Genomic DNA, 19,811 nt, shown 5'->3' with positions numbered 1-19,811 from the left:
GGTGGGGAAACGAACTCGGGACATCCTGCTACTGACCTGCTGTGTCACCGCCATCGGCGCCGGGGGCCTCTACATCCACGGCATCATGACCGGGCTGAGCGGCGCGCCGATCCGCCAGGGCGAGGCCAGCGCCGAACGCACTGGTCAGCGCACGGAGAGCAAGGTGGAGATCCGGCTGACCGAGACGCTGCGGGTCGGCGAGGCCCAGCAGGCCCAGGTGGTGCCCAGCGGCACCGTGCTGCAGGTCGACGCCAAGCTGTTGCCGGCCGGTGACGGCGCGTTGCGCTGCAAGCTCGGTGTGCAGGCCGGGGCCAAGGACACGCCGCGGGTCTCGGTGAACAGCTGCGCGGCGAACACGGTCAGCCAGCGGGTCGACTAGACCAGCGGATCGGCAGCCGCTTCACCCCGTTCTGGAAGTTGGACCGCAGCCGGGTCACCGGACCATTGGGTTCGACCTCGCCGAGCTGGTCGAGGACCGCGGTGAACATGGCCCGCAACTGCACCCGCGCCAGGTGCGCGCCGAGGCAGAAGTGCGGGCCGTGGCCGAAGCCGAGGTGGTCGTTGGGGGTGCGGGCCGGGTCGAAGCGGTCCGGGTCGGGGAAGGCGCGCTCGTCCCGGTTGGCCGAGCTGAACCACACCACCACCTTGTCCCCGGCGGCGATGTCCACGCCGCCGAGCCGGGTGTCCACTGTGGCCGTTCGGCGGAAGTGCATCACCGGTGTCCACCAGCGCAGCATCTCCTCCACCAGTCCGGGCAGCAGCGACCGGTCGGCCAGCACCCGGCGGTATGCGTCCACATTGGACATCAGTGCGATGAGTCCGCCTGGGATGCCGTTGCGCAGGGTTTCGTTGCCTGCCACCGAGAACAGCCAGAACAGGTTCTCGAACTCCTCGATGCTGACGGTCTCGCCTTGCCGCATCAGGTTGCTCATCACGTCCTCGCCGGGGTGCGCCCGCTTGTGCTCGCCGAGGGCGCGCGCGTAGGCGTAGAGGTCCGGCATCCCGGCCCTGGTCCGCGGATCCGGCACCCGGCCGTGTTCGTCCGGCGCCGGGCGCAACGCCAGCGCGGCCCGCGCCATCGGGCTGGATCCGCTGCCGTCGACCTGGCTGCTCACCGCGTACTCCGGGTCCTGGTAGCCGATGGCCCGGTTGCTCCAGTCGAACATCAGCCAGCGGTCCTCGCGCGGCACCCCGAACACCTCGGCCAGGGTGAGCAGCGGCAGGTCGGCGGCGACCTCCTTGGCGAAATCGCACTCGCCGCGCCCGGCCACCGCGGCGACCAGGTCGTGCGCCCACCCCTGGATGCGGTCTTCCAGGCGGGCGATGGTGCGCGGGGTGAACGCCTTCGCGAGCAGCGTGCGCAGCCTGGCGTGTTCGGGTGGGTCGAGGTTGAGCATCATCCGGCGCACGTAGGCCAGGTCGGCGGGGGTGGCGGGGTCGCGGATCTGGGTGGCGCCCAGTTGCGAGGAGTAGACCTTCGGGGTGCGCAGCACCTCCTTGACCTCGGCATGCCGCAGCACCGCCCAGAACCCGGGCCCCGCGCTCCAGCAGTCCACCGCCGGTTCGGGCACCCACACCACGGCCGCCCGCTCGCGCAGCTCGGCCAGTTCGGCGTGCGGCACCCCGGTCAGGTAGGTGTCCGGGTTGAAGATCACCTCGGTCGCATCAGCCACGGATGGATTCTTACCCCGTCCCGGCCCGCTGCGGCAGGATCATCGTCATGGGAGACACTTCGGCGCCGGGTTTCCGGCAGGGCGGTCCCGAGGACGGTCCGCTGCTTGTCCTGCTGCACGGCCTCGGCGCGACCGGCGCGGTCTGGGACGGCCTGATCGAGCTGCTGCCCGCGCACTGGCCGGGCGGCTGGCTCGCCCCTGACCTGCGAGGACACGGGGCGGCCCCACCACTGTCGCGGTACTCCTTCGGCGGCCTGGCCGCCCGGATCGCCGCCCACCTGCCTACCGACCGTCCGGTAGCCGTGCTCGGCCATTCCCTGGGCGGCGTGCTCGCGCTGACCCTGGCCTCGGGCTGGTTCGGCGTCCGGGTGACCGCGGCGGCCGGGCTGGGCATCAAGGTGCGCTGGAGCGAGGAGGAGCTGGCCAAGGCCGCCGCACTGGCCGGGAAACCCGCCCGCGAGTTCGCCACCAGGGCCGAGGCCGCCGACCGGCATCTCAAGGTCTCCGGCCTGCTCGGCCTGGTCGGCGAGGACTCCCCCGCGGTCAGCACCGGCCTGATCGAGTCCGACGGCGGCTGGCGGCTGGCCCTGGACCAGCGTGCCTTCGGCGTGGGCGCGCCCGACCTGCCCGGACTGCTCGCCGCGGCCAAGTGCCCGACCGTGCTGGCCGCGGGCGAACACGATCCGATGAGCCCGGCCGAGCACCTGCGGGCCCTGGTGATCGAGCCGCTGGTCCTGCCCGGCCGCGGTCACAACGCGCACGTGGAGGCCCCGGAGTCGCTGCTGCCGGTGCTGGAAAGGCTGCGGATCTAGCCGGTCAGGAATCGAGAAGCGAACCTCGTCCGCCCGGTCCTATCGTTGCTCGCATGACGACGAAGTTGCAGGTGAGCGCCATCATGCTGGGTGTGCGGGAGATGGACCGGGCGAAGAAGTTCTACGCCGGGGGACTGGGCGGGGAGATCGAGCAGGACTTCGGTGGCTTCGTCAAGATCGCCCTGGGACCCGGCTCCCCGGCGCTGGCGCTGTATGAGTGGGACGCGGCCGCGCAGGACGCCGGGGTCTCCGCCGAGGGCTCCGGGTTCCGGGGTACCTCGTTGCACTTCCTCACCGACTCCCGGGAGGTGGTGGACGAGATCATGTCGGCCGCGGCGGCCTCGGGCGGCACCGTGGTCAGCCCGGCGGTGGCCGCCGGCTGGGGCGGCTACTCCGGCTACTTCGCCGACCCCGACGGCCACCTGTGGAAGATCGCGACCGCCGCCTAGACGTGCATGCGGAAGTCGTAGTGCGCGGGCAACGGGGTGTCCGGGCAGGCCTGGGCCCACAGGTGGTCCAGGCTGATCTCGCCCTCACGCAGGTCCGGCACCTCGATCCCGGCCCGCAGCAGCTCGGCCGCCCGCTCCGGCTGACCGGCCGCCAGATGGGCCTGCACCCGCAGCAACTGCACCCGCCCGTGCGCGGCGACCGAGGACGGCAGTCCGGCCAGTACCTCCAGGGCCACCGCCGGATCACCGGCCTGGAGCAGCGTGGACACGGTCTCCACCGCGAGCTGCCACACCTCCGGCGCGGCCGCCAGTGCCTGCCGGAACAGGGTGCAGGCGGTGGCCTGGTCCTCCTGCTCGGCGGCCACCAAGGCCAAGGCGCGCAAGGCCCACGGCGAGGAACCGAGTGCGAGGGAGCGGCGGTAGTGGTCGGCGGCCTCGTCCAGCGCGCCCGCGCCGTGCGCCAGCACCCCGCGGTGGTAGGCGGTGGCCCAGTGCTCCGGCGCGGCGGCCAGTCGCACTGCCCAGTCCGCACCGTCCACATAGGACGATGGCGGGACGGCGGGGTCGGGTTCGGGTAGTTCGCCGGTGCGCAGCAGGTGCAGCCAGGGGACCTGGTCCGTACCGAGGGTGTCCTCGGCGAACGGGGTCGACTCCGGCGGCAGCGGGTTCTCCTTGGCCAGCGCCCGGCGATGGCGTTCCACCGCGCCCCAGCCACTTCCGGCCGACAGTGACGCGACCGGGGGCAGTTTGGCGGTCACCTCGGCGTACTCGTGCAGCGCCGCGTGCAGGCAGGCGGCGGGACTGGTCTCGTCCAGCGCCCGGTTCACCTCGGCCACCGCGACCGGCCAGTCGCCGTGCACCAGCGCCGGATCGGTCCGCAGTGGACCGTAGGTCTCCACCCAGGTCCAGTCCGCCCCGGCGGGCATCGGCAGGTGCTCGTACTGGGTGCGGGCCAGTCCGGCCTGGATCTCGCAGTACGGCGCGGTGTCCGGACCGCCCAGCCATTCCTGCCAGTGCCGACCGCCGACGGATTCTCCCCAGCAGAACAGTTTTCGCCCACGCAACCGCCCCGTCGACGCCTGGGCCAGGCCGTAGCCGGTCTCGTCAAGGGCGGCGATCCACGGGCGGCCGTCCAGATCGTCGGGCAGGTCGTGGAAGAAGTCGGCGGCGTCCGGGATCCCGGCCGGGTAGGTGGTTTCCAGCTCGCCGTGCACCGGAACGTCCACTCTGGACAGTTTGCCGCTGTAGTGCGTGCGGAAGGCGCTGGTGGAGGGGGCCAGCACCCGGGTGCGGGCGGTCTCGGCCACCGCGGTGTTTGACCACCAGTACATCGGCACCTCGTGCGGCTGCGGGTTGTGCACCCGCACCCCCACGTGCAGCACCGGGGAGTCCTCGGCCAGCCAGGCGTCCACCTGGAACACCAGGCCGCGCAACCGTTCCCACTCCCACAGCCGCAACGCGGGCACCCCGCCGGGACCGCGCACCTGGGCGGCGTGCAGTGGCGCGCAGGTGAACGGGCTGTGCCCGCGGGTGCCGATGTTCCACTCCACGCCACCGGCGAACCAGGCGTTGCGCAGGGCCAGGTTCGCCGGTTGCAACAGGTTCGGCACGTGCAGCAGCTCGCGATCGGCGACCAGGTCGGTCAGCGACCACAACCGGCCGCCCAGCGCGGGCACGAACACCGCGCGCAGCAACCCGTTGTCCAGCACCACCGTGTCCACAGTGGACTCCTGCGGCGCGCGCCGGTAGTCGTCCTGGGTCAGGTAGGGCAGCATGCTGCGGACGTGCCCGTACCGGGCCCCGGCCGCCAGGTCGGCAGGCACCTCGGACAGGTCCACCGCACCGGCGCCGTCGGGCAGCCCGGCCAGTGGCGGCAACGGGTTCTCCGGTCCGACCGCCGAGATCGGCAGCGTCAGGCTGCCCCGCTGGATGGATGTCATTTGACCGCCCCCACGGTGAGGCCCTCGATGATCCGCCTGCCCAGCCACACGTACACCGCCACCATCGGCAGCACCAGGATGCTCACCCCGGCGAAGAGCGTGCCGTAGTCCAGCCCGGCGTACTGCTGGGTCTGCAGGAAACCCAGCAGCGACAACGACAACGTGTTCAGCTCGGGCTTCTGGATGAACACCAGCGCGATGAACGTCTCGTTCCACAGCCCGATCACGTTGAGCATCAACGCGGTCAGCAGCCCGTTGCGGGCCAGCGGCAGCACGATCTGCACGAAGGTGCGCACCGAGCCCGCGCCGTCGATGGCCGCCGCCTCCTCGATCTCATCCGGCAGCGAGCCGAAGAAACCGGTCAGCAGGAACACGGTGAACGGCACCGACAACGCCACGTAGAGCAGGAACAACCCGAACAGGTTGTTGATCAGCCCCAGCTCCTGCATGAGCGAGTACAGCGGGATCACGATGACCTGCACCGGGATCCCGATGCCCATGGCGAAGAAGACCGCGGTCGCGCCGGAGAGCCGGGTGCGGGTCTTGGACAGCACGTAGGAGGCGGGCGCGCACACCAGCACCACCACCACGGAGGCCCCGGCCACCAGGATGATCGTGTTGAGCACGGCCTGCCCGAAGTTGCTGTCCACCCAGGCGCGCACGAAGTTGCCGAACTCGCCGAAGCCGCTCAGTCCCCACGGCTCGCGGAAGATCGCGGTGTGCTCGCGCAACGCGGCCAGCAGCATCCACAGCAGCACGCCCACGTTGAAGGCCACCAGCAGCCACACCAGGGCGAGCCCGGCCGCGCGCATCGGCTGCCGTTCCCGGCGGGCCTTCGGCGCGGCCTCCACGACCTGCGTGGTCGTCGTCATCACAGACCCTTCCCGTTCAGAACTGCACGGCCTCGCGCCGCATCAACCGGCGCAGCAGCACGACCAGCACGATGATCACCGCCAGCGTGGCCACCGCGGCCGCGGAGGCGTAGCCGAACTGGAACTGCGGCACCCGGTTGCCGAAGGTGTTGCCGTAGACGAACAACGCGCTGTTCCAGATCTCCGGGGTTGGCATGTCGTTGGGTGTGCCGCCGAAGGCGTAGATGAACTCGAAGATCTTCAGCGAGGAGATCGTCCAGATCACCGCCGCGGTGGCCACCACGTCCCAGGACAGCGGCAGCGTCACATAGCGGAAGCGCTGCCAGGCGGTGGCCCCGGCCAGCGAGCAGTCCTCGTACAGCTCGGGCGGGATCCGGTCCACCCCGGCCATGATCACCGTGGTATAGAAGCCGGTGTTGATCCACACCAGCCCGATCGCCACGATCAGGAACAGGTGGTCGGAAAGCCAGTTCGGCCCGGTGCCGCCCGCGATCGCCGCCCACGCCTTGTTCACCAGGCCGTCGCTGGAGAACAGGAAGCCCCACAGGATGGACAGCACCAGCGGCGCGACGATGTAGGGGAAGAACAGCACCGAGCGCACGATCTTCTTGCCGCGCATCTCGCGCAACACCATGGTGAAGGCGAAGCTGACCGCGAAGGTGGTCGCGCCGACCCCGAACAGGATGATCATGGTGTTGGCGAAGGAGGTCAGGAAGATCGAGTCGTCCAGCAGCAGCAGGTAGTTCTGGAAGCCACGCGGCTCCATCGCGCTGATGCCGTTCCAGCGGTGGAAGGAGATCCACACCGAGGCCAGCGTCGGTCCGATGAAGAAGACCAGGTACAGCACCAGAGCCGGCAGCAGGAACGGCCAGAAGATCTGCCTGCGGCGGCGGGCCAGCGGTCCGGAGGCGGCCGCGCCGGCCCCGGCCCGCCGTGCCGGCCGCGCAACGGCCACCGGCACGGCGGGGGCGGCCATCAGCGCTTCTTCTTCCAGTAGTTGGCCTGTGCGGCGGCCAGGTCGGTCAGGAACTCGTCAATGTCGATCTTGCCCTTGATCAGCCTGTCGTTGACCGGGTTGAACACCTCGGTGTTGTAGCCGGGGTAGTCCGCGTCCACCCCGTCCAGCGGCCTGGCCAGTTCGGCCTCGGCCAGCGCCTTGCCCACGTCGGTCAGCTCCGGCGGCGCGGTCAGCTTCGCGTTCGGGGTGAGGTTCTTGGCCACCGAGGAGATCTTGCCCAGGTGCTCGTCACCGAGGAAGAAGGCGATGAACTTCTCCGCGTTGCCCGGCTGCTTGGCCCGCTGCGGGATGGCGAAGCCGATGGTGGAGGTGGGCACGTTCACCTTGCCGCTGATCGCCGGCGTGGGCAGGAACTTGAACTGGAACCCTGGCGCCGCCTTCTTGCCGACCTCGCTGGGCACCCAGCTGCCGACGTTGACGAAGTCGGCCTGGCCCTGCGCCCACTTCTCCTGCACCGCGGGGAACTTGCTGCCGTCATAGCCCGGGATGAAGTAGCCGGACTGCACGAGCTTGCGCACCTCGCCCAGCGCGCTCTTCACCGCGGGGATGTTCCAGGCGGTGCCTGCCTCGTCCCTGGCCAGCTGGGAGACCTTGCCGGGGCCGAGTGCCCCCTGCAGCACCGCGATGGTCCAGTAGGCGTTGTAGTCGGCGATGTCGCCGTCCAGCGCGAGCGGCGCCTTGCCCTCGCTCTTGCGCTTGGCCAGCAACTGGGTGAAGTCGTTCCACTGCGTCACCGGCTTGCTGGCCACCTCGGGCAGCGTCGCGCCGTTGTAGAACAGGCCGTAGGCCACCACGGTGTAGGGCAGCATGAACGGCTTGCCGTCCTTCTTGGCGTTGGCCAGATAGCGATCCGGCACCACCTCGGACAGCTTGCCGCCGCTGGAGACCGTGCCGCCGTAGAGCCCGCTCAGGTCGCGGTGCGCGTCGCTGGTCACCAGGGTGGCCCTGATCTGGTTCTCGTCCTGGTCAACCAGGTCGGGCAGATCACCGCTGCGCAGCGCGGGCACCACCTTCTTGAGCACCTCGCGGCCCTGCCAGTCGATCTTGACCTCGATGCCGGTGCTCGCCTTGAACGCCGCCGCGGCCTCCTTGAGGACCTGGGCCTGCGGCTCGTTCTCCTTCCACATCGACCAGTAGGTCAGCGCTTTGTCGTCGCCGCCCGCTCCCCCCGAGCCGCACGCCGCCGCCGTCAGGCCGAGGCCGGCGGCCAGCAGCACGGACAGTCCGCGCCTGGCCTTCTTGGACAGGATCATGACTTCTCCCCTGATTCTCGCCAGTGAGCGAAGGATGGTCACGACTTGCGTGATTTCGCTCATGCTCGCGATGAAATGCGCAGTAGTCAACACTACGGCGCGAACCGTAACCGCATGCCTGCTGTGCGTGACATACGACCTACACCCGAACTACATCCACCCCGCGTTCGGTGAAGCGGCGAACGTCCTCTTCGCTCGCGTCGACGTCGGTGACCAACACGTCCACGTCCTCGATACCGCAGATCCGGGCGAAGGCACTACCGCCGATCTTCGAGGAATCCGCGACCACGACCACCTTGCGGGCACGGGCGGCGAGCAGCCGGTTGATGCTGGCCTCGCCCTCGTGGTGGGCGGCGGCGCCGCTGACCGGGTCGATGGCGTCCACGCCGAGGAAGGTGATGTCCAGGGTCAGCTCGTCCAGGATCTTGGTGCCAAGTGGGCCGATCAGCTCGTAGGACTGCGGCCGGGCCACCCCACCGGTGAGCACCAGTTTCACCTGCGGGCGGACCGCGAGTTCGTTGCCGATGTTGAGCGCGTTGGTGACCACGGTGATCGCGGTCTCGCCCTCCACGTGCGGCAGGTCGCCGCGGGTGGCCAGCGCGCGGGCCACCTCGGTGGTGGTGGTGCCGCCGTTGAGGCCCACCACCGAGCCGCGCGCGACCAGCGCCGCGGCCTCCTTGCCGATGCGTTGTTTCTCATCGGCGTGCCGCACGGACTTGTAGCGCAACGGCAGGTCGTAGGAGACCGCGTGCGCCACCGCGCCGCCCCTGGTCCTGGTCAGCAGTTGCTGACCGGCCAGGTGGTCAAGGTCCCTTCGGATGGTCGCGGCCGAGGCGTCCAGCTCGGCGGCGATCTCGTCGACCTCCACCCGTCCACGCTCGGCCAGGATCTCCAACAGGGTGTTCAGTCGCTCGTACCGGTTCACCAAGCACCTCCGCGACCATGATCGCTCATGCCGCCCTCGACTGTGAATGGTCGATCGTGCACTATTGTTGCGTATTGTGCGCACTTACACGCAGCAACGCGCACAGTTGGCGCAATCTGGGGACCACAGGGGACACAAGGAGGCGCGCCATGACGGAGCAGCCGTTCGTGGTGACCGAACTGGGCAGCCAGCCGGAGTGCTGGCGCAGGGCCGCGGCGCTGGCGGGAACGTACGCCGAGGTCTTGCCTAGAGACGGTGAACGGGTCGCGGTGGTGGGCTGCGGCACGTCCTGGTTCATCGCACAGGCATACGCGGCGTTGCGCGAGTCGGCGGGGCGCGGGCACACCGACGCCTTCGCCGCCTCGGAGTACCCGGCGGGCCGCCGCTACGACCGGATCGTGCTGATCACCCGCTCCGGCACCACCACCGAGGTGCTCGACCTGGCAGGCCGGGTCGACGATCCGACCCTGGCCATCACCGGGGACGCGGACACGCCGATCCGCACCGCCGCGGACGCGCTGGTGCTCCTCGATTTCGCCGACGAGCGCTCGGTGGTGCAGACCCGCTTCGCCACCTCCGCGCTGGCCCTGCTGCGGGCCAGCCTCGGCGAGTCACTGGACGCCGCCATCGCCGACGCGCAGGCCGCGCTGGCCGAACCGCTGACGCCGGAACTCCTGGCCGCCGAGCAGTTCACCTTCCTGGGCCGGGGCTGGACCTACGGCATCGCCCAGGAGGCCGGGCTGAAGATGCGCGAGGCCGCCTGCGCCTGGACCGAGTCCTACCCGGCGATGGAGTACCGGCACGGGCCGATCAGCATCACCGGCCCGAACCGGGTGGCCTGGATGTTCGGCGCCGCGCCCGACGGCCTGGCCGAGGACGTGGCCGCCACCGGCGGCGCCTTCCGGCAGCACGTGCGGGACGCGATGGCCGAGCTGATCGTGGTGCAGCGCCTGGCGGTGGCCATCGCCGCGGCCAAGGGCCTGGACCCGGACCAGCCACGGCACCTGACCCGCTCCGTCATCCTCGACCACTCCTGACGAAAGGTTCCACGCCGTGCCGTTGCGTCCCACCGGAGAGATCGTCGCCGCGGCCGTCGCGGCGGGCCGCGGCGTGGCCGCCTTCAACGTCATCCAGCTCGAACACGCCGAGGCCCTGGTCACCGGGGCCGAACGGGCCGGCGCGCCGGTGGTGCTGCAGATCAGCCAGAACTGCGTGAAGTACCACGGCGCGCTGGCCCCCATCGGCCTGGCCACCCTGGCGGTGGCCAGGGCCGCGGCGGTCCCGGTCGCGGTGCACCTGGACCACGCCGAGGACCCGGACCTGGTGCGCGAGGCGGTGACGCTGGGCTTCACCAGCGTCATGTTCGACGCGTCCACTTTGGACTACGCGGACAATGTGGCCGCCACCAAGGAGATCACCGCGCACTGCCACGCGCACGGGGTGTACGTGGAGGCCGAACTGGGCGAGGTCGGCGGCAAGGACGGCGTGCACGCCCCCGGCGTGCGCACCGATCCCGAGGAGGCCGCGGCCTTCGTCGCCGCCACCGGGGTGGACGCCCTGGCGGTCGCGGTCGGCAGCTCGCACGCGATGCTCACCAGGGACGCCAGCCTGGACTTCGAGCTGATCACCCGGCTACGCGCGCGGGTGCCGGTTCCGTTGGTGCTGCACGGATCCTCCGGTGTGCCCGACGCCGATCTGACCACCGCGGTCAGGTCCGGCATGACCAAAATCAACATCGCCACCCACCTGAACAAGACCTTCACCAAGGCGGTGCGCGACTTCCTGGCCGCCAACCCGTCCACTGTGGACACCCGAAAGTACTTCGCCGCGGGCCGGGAAGCCGTCGCGGTCGAGGCCGAACGCCTGCTCGGCGTGCTGCGGGCCGCCCCGTGATCCTGACCGTCACGCTGAACGCGGCCCTGGACGTCACCTACGGCGTGGACGACCTGCGCCCGCACACCACCCACCGCGTGCGCACCGTACGGACCAGGGCGGGCGGCAAGGGCGTGAACGTCTCCCGGGTGCTCAACGCGCTGGGGCACGACACCGTGGTCACTGGTTTCGTCGGCGGCGCCACCGGCCAGGCCATCCGCGCCGAACTGGCCGAGGCGGGCCTGGCCGCCGAACTGACCGAGATCCAGGCCGAGTCCCGCCGCACCGTCGCGGTGGTCAGCGCCGGCGACGCCACCCTGTTCAGCGAACCGGGTCCGGCGGTCACCGAGGCCGAGTGGGCCACCTTCCTGGCGCGCTTCACCGCCCTGGCCGGGCAGGCCGACCTGGTGGTGCTCTCCGGCAGCCTGCCGCCCGGCCTGCCTGCGGGGGTGTACCGGGAACTCCTGGACATCGTGGCCGGGCGGGTGCCCACGGTGCTCGACGCCGACGGGGAGGCGTTGCGGCAGGGCGTGGCGGGCAACCCGACCGCGGTCAAACCCAACGCGGCGGAGTTACGCGCGGTCACCGGGGTGGCCGATCCCGCTGCGGCGGCCCGGAAACTCATCGACGGCGGGGCGTCGGCGGTACTGGCCTCCGGTGGGCCTGCCGGGTTGCTGGCGATCACCGCGGCGGGGTCCTGGCGGGCCCGGCCGCCGCGGCGGCTGGCCGGGAATCCGACCGGGGCCGGGGACGCCTGCGTGGCGGCACTGGCGGCCGGACTGGCCCAGGAGCACTCCTGGCCGCAGATCCTGCGCGAGGCGGTGGCGCTGTCCGCGGCCGCGGTGCTGCATCCGCTGGCCGGCAGCTTCGATCTGGCCGCCTACCAGGGATTCCTGCCGACGATCATGGTGGAGATCGGTTAGAAGCCGGTCACCGTGATCGGCATGGTCACCGGCACCGGCGGCCCCAGCGGGCCGGTGACCTCCACGATCACCCCGGTGCCCGGCAGCTCGCACCCCGGCTCGTCCGGGCAGAACCCGTTGCCGGTGCTGAACTCCAGGTCGATCTTCACCTCGTGCTCCGCGGTCACCAGCACGTCCGACCGCAACACGCAGGCCCGGTTGCCGCTGGGCAGCGTCCGGCAGTCGGTGGGCAGGGTCTGTCCGTCCTGCCGGAAAGCCAGCCCGGTCAGCGCGAAGTGCTCGGGACTGGGTGTGCGCAACCGCACCACCAGGTCCCGGCCCGCGGCCAGCCGGTACTCGATCGGTTCCTGTTCCGCCGCCACCTCCTCCGGCCAGGCGCTGGCCAGGGTGAGGGTTGCCCGGTGGGCGCCGGGCGCGACCAGGCGCAGCGGGGTCACCACATGCGCGACATCGGATGCCTCCACCACATCCGAGGTGTCGGTGTCCCAGTGCATCAGTCCCCCGGCCCGCTGGAAATCCGCGGCGCCGACCAGTGGCAACGAGCGCCAGTCACCGTCGGGGTCGGCGAACACGTGGCGGCGGAACCAGTTCGCCCCCTCGGCCAGCGCGGCCTTCACTTTGGCCAGCAGACCGGGGCAGAAAGCGCGCACCACCTGGTAGACGGCCAGGCCGACCCCGATGCCCGCGCCGACCGGTGGGCACAGGAAGGCGATCAGGGTGGCGGCCAGCGCGACCGTGGAGATCACCATGCCCTCCACGTCCTCCTTGCGGTAGGAGTTGCCGAAGGAGAACAGCGGGCCGAGGATCGGCACGATGGCCAGCACCGCCTCGGCCTTGTCCACGGTGGACACGTCCTCCTGGGCCAGGGTGTACAGCGCGCTGACGGCCCAGAGCGCGATCACTCCCTTCGAGGGTTTGAGCACCTCCTTGAACTTGGCCAGCGCCGAGGACTTCCCCACCTGCTTGCCAACCGCGGCGACCTTCCCGGCGACCACGGCGCGGGCGTCTCCTTTGGCCACCTTCTGGCTCTTGAGCGCCTCCTCCAGGTCCAGCTCGGCGACCGCCTCCCCGGCGATGGTCATGCCCTGGTGGAACAGCTCGCCCAGACTGTCGGCGGTCTCGCAGAGCGGCGACCGCGGCCCACTCCGGCACAGCGCGGTGAGCTGCGCCCGCACGCCCTCGGCCGCGAGCTGCGGCACCTGGGCCCGCGCGATCGGCGTGGTCAGCGATCCGGCGACCAGGGTCGCGGTGAGCAGCGCGGCCGGCCAGCCGAGTCGTCCCGTCACGCCAGGCATGTCGGCCGCTCCGGGCCCGGCGCTGAGGGTCACCACCCCTTCGTGCGGTGCGTTGTCCTCCCCTCGTGTTGACCGTTGTGCGTCCTTGTTGACTTGCCCCGGCAACCGATCAGGACACCCTCCGATCGTCGGGTCCCGCTGATCGTCGAGCTGTGTAAACCTGCCTTCACTGCGTACTACTGCTTGGAACGACGAGGTTTCAGTCAGGTTCGATCAGGAGGCGTCATGACGGAGCAGGACCGGCCCACGTCGTCGATCTCCCGGCGCTCGCTACTGGGCACCAGTGCCGCGGTGGCCGGGCTCGGGCTCACCGGGCTGGGCACGGGGGCGGCGGGGGCGGCGCCAGGGCAGGGCGAGGCGGACACCGAGCGGGTGCCTGCCGCGCGCGGCAGGACGATGATCGGGGTGCCGTTCGCCCGGCACGAGACGGTGCGGGTGGGCATCATCGGCCTTGGCAACCGCGGCGGGTCGATGATCGCGATGTTCCTGGCCACGCCGGGGGTGCGGGTGACCGCGTTGTGCGACACCAACCCGGCGGCACTGCAGAAGGCGGCCAAGGCGGTGCGGGACGCCGGGCAGCCAGAGCCCGCGGTGTACGGCAAGGGCGAGCGGGCCTACGAGCAGCTGTGCGGGCGGGACGACGTGGACTTCGTCTACATCGCCACCCCCTGGGAATGGCACGTGCCGATGTCCCTGGCCGCGTTGTACGGCGGCAAGCACGTCGGGGTGGAGTGCCCGATGGCGCTGACCCTGGACGAACTCTGGCAGCTGGTGGACGCCTCCGAGCGCACCCGGCGGCACTGCATCCAGCTGGAGAACTGCTGTTACGGCCGCAACGAGCTGCGGCTGCTGCGGATGGTGCGGGCCGGGGTGTTCGGCGAGGTGCTGCACGGCGCCGGGGCCTACATCCACGACCTGCGCGAACTGCTGCTCTCCGACACCTACTACGCGGCCGAGTGGCGGCGGGGCTGGCACACCAGGCTCAACGCCGACCACTACCCCACCCACGGCCTCGGGCCGGTGGCCGGGTACTTCGGCATCCACCGCGGTGACCGGCTGGCCCGGATCACCTCGATGGCCACCCCGGCGGTCGGCATGGCCGAGTACCGGCAGGCGCACGAGGAGCCGGGCGACTCCTCGTGGAAGGAGCACTACGTCAAGGGCGACACCACGATGAGCCTGCTGCAGACCGCCAACGGCAAGGTGATCCGGTTGCAGCACAACGTGTCCAACCCCTACCCGTACAGCAGGCTGAACCAGGTCGCGGGCACCAAGGGCGTGTTCGAGGACTACCCGCCGCGGATCTACGTCGAGCCGAAGCACTCCGGGCACAAGTGGGGGTCCTTCGACGACTTCAAGTCCTTCGACCACTGGCTGTGGACCGACATCGGCCCCGGCCCCGGCGGGCACGGCGGCATGGACTACCTGATGGTGTACCGCACCATGCAGACCATGCGGCTGGGCCTGCCACCGGAGGTCGACGTCTACGACTCGGCCACGTGGAGCGCGCCGGTGCCGTTGAGCGCGGAGTCCATCCGGCGCAAGGGCGCGGCGGTGGCCATCCCGGACTTCACCAGGGGTAAGTGGCGGGACAAGTCCCGACCCACCCTCGATTCCCCCAAACCGGTATAAAGCGGGCGACGGCGGTGCGACCGATGTAAACGGTCGCATCGCTGTTACCTGCGCGTCCCCGATCCGTGCGGCACCGCTGGGTAGGATGATCCAGTGCGACAACGGGGTATTACGGGAGCGCCGGCGACCATCCGCGATGTCGCCCGCCAGGCGCAGGTGTCGGTGGCCACCGTCTCGCGGGCGCTCAGCTCGCCGAACCTGGTGCGGGAGGAGACCAGGGAGCGGGTGCTCAACGCCGCGGCCGAACTGGGCTACCAGCCCAACCGGGCCGCCCGCGGACTGATCACCGGCCGCACCGGCAACCTGGGCATCGTGGTGCCCGACCTGGACAACCCGTTCTTCACCGGGGTGCTCAAGGCGGTGCAGGCCGCGGCGGTGCAGGCGGACTACTCGGTGTTCGTCGCCGACAGCGACGAGGACCCGGTGGTGGAGGAGAAGCTGGTGCGCACGATGGCCCAGCAGGTGGACGGGCTGATCGTCTGCTCCCCCGGCCTGTCCGACGCCCCGCTGCTGGAGGTGGCGGCCAAGTCCAGCCTGGTGCTGCTCAACCGGGTGCTGCCGGATGTCCCGGCGGCCCTGATGAACGCCGCCAACGGCATCGAACAGCTGGTCGCGCACCTGGCCGAACTCGGGCACGAGCGGGTCGCCTTCCTCAGCGGCCCGGACACCTCCTGGTCCAACACCCAGCGCCGCAACGGCCTGCGCGCCGCCGCACCCAAGCACGGCCTGACCGTCACCGAACTCGGCCCCTACCCGCCCCGCTACGAGGGCGGCGTGGCCGCGGCCGAGGACGTGCTCGGCGCCGAGGTCACCGCGACCATCGCCTACAACGACGTGATGGCCCTGGGCGTGCTGGCCCGGCTGCGCGAGGAGGGCGTCCGGGTCCCCGAGGACATGAGCCTGACCGGCTTCGACGACCTGGTCTTCGCCGGGCTGTGCGATCCGGCGATGACCACGGTGGCGATGCCGGTGCGCGAGGCCGGGCGGCTCGCGGTGGAGTTGCTGCTGGCCGGTCCTGGCGAGGATGACGCGCCGGTGCGGCAGGAGTGGCTGGACACCAAGCTGGTCGTACGCGCCACCACCGCACCGCCGCGCTGACGACGAACGGCGGCCGCCCGGTGTGCCGGACGACCGCCGCCTGATCATCGGATCACTTCGGCGCCACCATGCTGCTGGCTGTGCCCAGGTGCGCGGGTCCCGCCGCCTGCTGCGGACTCCACACCACGTCCAGCCTGCCGTCGGCGGCGGTCAGGCCCGGTCCCCGGTCGGTTCGCGAACCCCGGGCCACGTAGTGCTGCGGCGCCCAGCTGGCCCCGTCGGAGCTGTACGAGCCGTACAGGTTCGGATCGGAGCCGATGCCCCGCCACGCCGCGTACAGCTTGCCGCCGGTGGCGGCCAGCGCCGGGCTGTTGTCCGTGCCGCCGTCCGGGGCCACCCGGCCGATCAGGGTCCAGGTCACACCGTCGGGCGAGCTGGCCACGAACATCCAGGAGCTGTTGAACGCCTTCCAGGCCGCGTGCAGCTTGCCGTTGAACACCGTCAAGGCGGGCGACTGGTTGGTCTGGTGCCCCGGCAGGGTCACCGTGGCCGGGGTCCAGACCAGCCCGTCGGCACTGGTGGACAGGTACTGCTTCTGGTCGGTGCCGATGTGCAGGGCGTACAGCTTGCCGTTGAACACGGTCAGCGCCGGGGACTCGTGGTGCCGCACCGGATTCGGCAGTTCGCTGGTGCTGGTGATGGCCCAGTCCCTGCCGTCCGCGCTCATCGCCCGGTGCTCGGTCAGCACCGTTCCCCTGGTCAGGCTGCGCCACACCACGACCAGTTTCCCGTTGAACTCCACCGCGGTGGGCACCGAGGAGGTCCGGCTGCTGCCCTCGGCGATCTTCACCTTGGGCGCCCAGCCCCTGCCGTCGCTGACCGAGCCGTAGATGTGCCCTTCGTCGCCGGTCCAGGCGGCGAAGCGGCCACCGCGGAAGGTGGTGATCGCCGGCTTGGGCCAGTACGCGGCGGCGGCGTCCACCGACACCGGCGTGCTCCAGATCGCCGAGGCGGGGGCTTGGGCCTCCGGACCGGTGATCGGCGGGCCGTAGTTGTGGTCCGGGTGCAGTTCCTTCATCGCCAGCCACAGCGAGCGCAACTGACCCTGGATGCCGGGCAGGGTCTGGTCAACGCCTTCCCAGCGCTGCTTGAACTGCTCGGCGAACCGCGCCGCCAGGCGGTCCTTGCGCTGCTTGAACTGCTCGATCATGCAGGCCACCACCGGGTCGGAATTACCCATGGCGGCGATGTTCGCGCACAGGCTGGGCGCGTCGGAGCGGGCCGGGTCCCAGGCGGGCCTGCCCTCGTGGTTGTTCCTCGCGGCGAGCTGGAACTCATACGCCAGGTATTCGCTGTTCTCCGCGTTGACGCCGTAGAGCTGTTTGCCGCCGCGCAACAACCCGCGCAGGTACTCATCGGTGTTGAGCGCCTGCGGGAAGCCCAGCTCGGTGTAGCGGCGGATCAGCTGGGCGGCCAGGTTGGTCTCAAAGGCGCGGTTGCCGTTGTTGAGGTACTGGGCGACCTTGCCGTAGTAGTCGGTCCGCTTGTTCTTGAGGAACTCGTTGCCCTTGGCGATCGCCCGCGGCTGGACGTCGATGAAGGTCTCGTCCCTGCCGATGCGCTCGAAGACGGCCCGCAGGCGCGCGTCCCAGTTGTCCCGGAGGTAGGTCCAGAGTCCATCGCCGGGCGGCTGACTGGGGAACTCGTGCACGACGGCCGAGGTGGTCCGCACCGACACCTGTTCCGCGTCTCCTGGCAGGTGCAGGTAGTCCTCGATGACCACGTGCAGGCCCACCGCACCCGGCCGTCCTGGCACGCCGACCCCCTGGACCCGCCAGCACTGGCGATAGGGCGAGTCGAACACGTGCCGGAGGAACTGGAAACCGGGGCGCAGGTGCCTGCCGTCGAGATTGCCCGGCCTGGACAGTGAGAACCTGGTCGCGTGCGGGTTGCAGCCCTCGAGCGTGGCCGGGGCCAGCGCCGGGTTGGGCGTGCCCTGGTCCGCACCTCGCCACAGGTGGAAGTCCTTGCCACCCTTGACATCCGCCTCACGGCTGGGCGCCTCGGCCAGCAGCGACTCGTACCTGCGCCGGTAATTCTCCAGCAGGTTGGTGAACAGCGTGTTCGTGGTCCCGTTCACGCCGGGACGGCTGAACGCCAGCGCCTGGTCCCGGATGTTCTTGCCCTTGTCCAGCAACACCCGCCCGCGATCCTCCTCGATGCGGTAGGCCGGGTTCTGCGCGCGCAGCAGCGAGTAGGCGGTCGCGCCGATGCCCCACACCGCGGCGTTGCCGCCCGCAGGCGCGCTGAACCCGGGGTCGAGTCCGGCGTTGGCCGCGTACCAGGCCAGGTAGTCGGCGATGCCGCCCTCGCCGTGCAGGTTGAGGTTCTCCGCGACCTTGGCCGGCACGGTGGAGTAGTTGGCCTGCGGCACCACGAACAGGTTGTTCGTCGGCGCCTGCACGCCCATCGTGTAGAAGGCGCTCTCCGCGTCGGTGAACTTGGCGTGCGGCAGCTGCTCACCACCGCGCTTGCGCTTGTAGTCGATGGTGGCGTCGACCATCTCCCACTTGTTCAGCTCGTAGAGCCCGGCCACCGCCTTGAGCAGGGTGGAGCCGATGATCTGGTTCTGTGCGCTGAGCGAGGTCAGCACGGTCAGGATCGCCTCGGTGTTCGCCCGGACGTAGGCGACCCCGTTCTCCAGCCGCTTGAACTCGCCGAGCATCCGGTCGTAGATCAGGTTCAGCTTGGCGTCGACCTTGTCGAAGCGCTCGTTCATGTTCTGCTGGATCGCGGCCAACTGTTCCCGCATGGCCTTGATCTCGCCCAGGATCAGCTGGTTCACATCCGGCCCACCACCACCGAAGACCGACACCAGGGTGCTGATCGCGCCGATGACGTTGCCGGTGAAGGCGACCGTGGCCAGCGAGAACACCGAGTTGATCACGCGGAAGGCGGTGATCGCCTTGTTCACCGCGGCGGCGACCTGCACCGCGCCCACGGTGAACTTGCTGATCTGCCTGCTCAGGTCGGCGTTGACCCTGCCGACCAGCCAGGCCATCGCGTTCAGGCCCGCTTCGGCGCCGTCGATGAAGTCCTGGCGCTTGGCCTCCTCGGCGCGGGCGGTCTCCTTCTGCGCCTCGGTGGGCTCGCGCGGGGTGACATCCGGCGGGTTCTCCCTGGCCGCGCGGCCGAGTTCCTCGGTCCAGAGCTTGCGCTGGTTGTACAGCTTGGTGGTCAGGTCGCGGAACTGGCTGGTGGCCTCGTCCTGGAACTCGACCGGGCCGATCTTCCCGGCGGCCAGGATCTTGGGCACGTCCAGGACGGTGCGCAGTTTCTCGCTGTTGCCCAGTTCGGTGGCGTCCGCGCCGGCGTCGACCTTGAGCGAGCTGCCCAGCCCGGCGTTCCAGGCGGTGCGGAAGGCGTTGTCGGCGCGCGCGGTGGCCGCGACCCCGCCCCACACCTGGGCCTGGGCGACGGCGTAGTCCTGCCGCCAGGCGAACTGCGGCTGTGCCCCGCTGACCCGGTCCTCCGGTTTGCCGGAGACCGGGACCACGTTGAGGCCGAGCATGGCGGTGTTCAGCGTGGTGATCTGCGGGCCGCCGGTGGCCGCGCCGGGGGCGGTGCGGGCCGCGTTGAGCGCCGCGCCCACCGCCTCGTGGGAGTCCCTGGCCCAGGTGCGGTCCGGCACGGCGGCGTCCAGGTGCGCGCGGACGGCGGTGAAGTGCGCGCTGACCGCGTTGCCGTCGGCCTGCGGGTTGCGGGCCCGCCAGTCGGCCAGTTCGGCGCTGGCCACCAGGTGCCGGGCGAGGCCGTCGTCCCGGTCGGCGATGCGCATGTGGCTGCCGAAGAGCGTGTTGGCCAGGCCGGCCGGATCGGTGGGCACTTCGGCGTGCGCGGCGGGCGCCACACCGGCCGTGCCCGCCAGCAGCGCGGCGCCGAGCAGGACAGCGGTGATTCTTCGTCGTTGTGGTGGCTGCATGATCCCCTCCGTTGTCGTCGAGCGCCGCGAGTGTTGGTCGCGGGCGCCCCGCATCGGCAGGGGCGGGCCGTATCCAGTGCCGGGTGAATACGGCTGAGCTGGGCGAAGGCGGCCGCACGGGGTCCGT

General features: G+C 70.6%; 16 protein-coding genes. 8 read left to right on the top strand and 8 right to left on the bottom strand.

The genetic code is table 11. The features are described 5' to 3' along the window. Position 1 precedes the first annotated feature (1 nt). On the top strand, positions 2 to 379 hold the full coding sequence (locus HNR67_RS19585; protein ID WP_185003693.1) for a hypothetical protein: 378 nt from the start codon (positions 2 to 4) through the stop codon (positions 377 to 379). Here HNR67_RS19585 and HNR67_RS19580 read toward each other — a convergent pair. Then, positions 360 to 1,673, bottom strand: coding sequence for a cytochrome P450 (locus tag HNR67_RS19580; RefSeq protein ID WP_312987630.1), 1,314 nt, complete (start codon positions 1,671 to 1,673; stop codon positions 360 to 362). The genes HNR67_RS19585 and HNR67_RS19580 overlap by 20 nt on opposite strands. Before the next feature lie 47 nt (positions 1,674 to 1,720). Here HNR67_RS19580 and HNR67_RS19575 point away from each other — a divergent pair, with 47 nt between their 5' ends. After that, the gene (locus HNR67_RS19575) at positions 1,721 to 2,485 is read left to right on the top strand and encodes an alpha/beta fold hydrolase (protein ID WP_185003692.1); all 765 of its coding nucleotides are present in this window, start codon (positions 1,721 to 1,723) and stop codon (positions 2,483 to 2,485) included. 53 nt (positions 2,486 to 2,538) lie between these two features. Beyond that, entirely contained in the window at positions 2,539 to 2,934 is a 396-nt protein-coding gene (locus tag HNR67_RS19570; RefSeq protein ID WP_185003691.1) for a VOC family protein, read from the top strand. Here HNR67_RS19570 and HNR67_RS19565 read toward each other — a convergent pair. From HNR67_RS19565 to HNR67_RS19545, 5 genes are all read right to left on the bottom strand, one after another. Further along, positions 2,931 to 4,874, bottom strand: coding sequence for a DUF5107 domain-containing protein (locus HNR67_RS19565; protein ID WP_185003690.1), 1,944 nt, complete (start codon positions 4,872 to 4,874; stop codon positions 2,931 to 2,933). The two genes, HNR67_RS19570 and HNR67_RS19565, sit on opposite strands and share 4 nt — an antisense overlap. Beyond that, the gene (locus tag HNR67_RS19560) at positions 4,871 to 5,746 is read right to left on the bottom strand and encodes a carbohydrate ABC transporter permease (RefSeq protein WP_221489972.1); all 876 of its coding nucleotides are present in this window, start codon (positions 5,744 to 5,746) and stop codon (positions 4,871 to 4,873) included. Before HNR67_RS19560 ends, HNR67_RS19565 begins: the two co-directional genes overlap by 4 nt. Positions 5,747 to 5,762: 16 nt before the next feature. After that, positions 5,763 to 6,722: a carbohydrate ABC transporter permease gene (locus HNR67_RS19555; RefSeq protein ID WP_185003689.1), complete on the bottom strand. Its 960-nt coding sequence runs from the start codon at positions 6,720 to 6,722 to the stop codon at positions 5,763 to 5,765. Further along, the gene (locus HNR67_RS19550) at positions 6,722 to 8,017 is read right to left on the bottom strand and encodes an ABC transporter substrate-binding protein (protein WP_185003688.1); all 1,296 of its coding nucleotides are present in this window, start codon (positions 8,015 to 8,017) and stop codon (positions 6,722 to 6,724) included. Before HNR67_RS19550 ends, HNR67_RS19555 begins: the two co-directional genes overlap by 1 nt. A gap of 139 nt (positions 8,018 to 8,156) precedes the next feature. After that, the gene (locus HNR67_RS19545; RefSeq protein WP_185003687.1) at positions 8,157 to 8,942 is read right to left on the bottom strand and encodes a DeoR/GlpR family DNA-binding transcription regulator; all 786 of its coding nucleotides are present in this window, start codon (positions 8,940 to 8,942) and stop codon (positions 8,157 to 8,159) included. A gap of 149 nt (positions 8,943 to 9,091) precedes the next feature. Here HNR67_RS19545 and HNR67_RS19540 point away from each other — a divergent pair, with 149 nt between their 5' ends. The 3 genes from HNR67_RS19540 to HNR67_RS19530 are packed head-to-tail and all read left to right on the top strand — an operon-like array spanning position 9,092 to position 11,737. Beyond that, entirely contained in the window at positions 9,092 to 9,979 is an 888-nt protein-coding gene (locus tag HNR67_RS19540; RefSeq protein WP_185003686.1) for an SIS domain-containing protein, read from the top strand. A gap of 16 nt (positions 9,980 to 9,995) precedes the next feature. Then, positions 9,996 to 10,835, top strand: a complete 840-nt coding sequence (locus HNR67_RS19535) for a class II fructose-bisphosphate aldolase (RefSeq protein ID WP_185003685.1) — start codon at positions 9,996 to 9,998, stop codon at positions 10,833 to 10,835. Further along, positions 10,832 to 11,737 carry a 1-phosphofructokinase family hexose kinase gene (locus HNR67_RS19530; RefSeq protein ID WP_185003684.1) on the top strand — a complete coding sequence of 302 codons (906 nt, stop codon included), beginning with the start codon at positions 10,832 to 10,834 and terminating at the stop codon, positions 11,735 to 11,737. Before HNR67_RS19535 ends, HNR67_RS19530 begins: the two co-directional genes overlap by 4 nt. On the opposite strand, the gene HNR67_RS19525 is transcribed toward HNR67_RS19530, so the two are convergent. Continuing rightward, a complete protein-coding gene (locus tag HNR67_RS19525) occupies positions 11,734 to 13,023 on the bottom strand; it encodes a hypothetical protein (RefSeq protein WP_185003683.1) in 1,290 nt (429 codons plus the stop codon). The genes HNR67_RS19530 and HNR67_RS19525 overlap by 4 nt on opposite strands. A 234-nt stretch (positions 13,024 to 13,257) precedes the next feature. Between HNR67_RS19525 and HNR67_RS19520 the strand changes: the two genes are divergently transcribed. Together HNR67_RS19520 and HNR67_RS19515 are read left to right on the top strand one after the other, a co-directional pair. Continuing rightward, entirely contained in the window at positions 13,258 to 14,664 is a 1,407-nt protein-coding gene (locus HNR67_RS19520; protein WP_185003682.1) for a Gfo/Idh/MocA family protein, read from the top strand. 93 nt (positions 14,665 to 14,757) lie between these two features. Next, a complete protein-coding gene (locus HNR67_RS19515) occupies positions 14,758 to 15,762 on the top strand; it encodes a LacI family DNA-binding transcriptional regulator (RefSeq protein WP_312987626.1) in 1,005 nt (334 codons plus the stop codon). A gap of 52 nt (positions 15,763 to 15,814) precedes the next feature. On the opposite strand, the gene HNR67_RS19510 is transcribed toward HNR67_RS19515, so the two are convergent. Then, positions 15,815 to 19,684 carry a hypothetical protein gene (locus HNR67_RS19510; protein ID WP_185003681.1) on the bottom strand — a complete coding sequence of 1,290 codons (3,870 nt, stop codon included), beginning with the start codon at positions 19,682 to 19,684 and terminating at the stop codon, positions 15,815 to 15,817. Positions 19,685 to 19,811: the final 127 nt, after the last annotated feature.

This window comes from Crossiella cryophila (assembly GCF_014204915.1).
Lineage (GTDB): Bacteria > Actinomycetota > Actinomycetes > Mycobacteriales > Pseudonocardiaceae > Crossiella > Crossiella cryophila.
The sequence above is the reverse complement of the archived record's forward strand: the minus strand, read 5'-3'. Positions and strand labels throughout refer to the sequence as shown.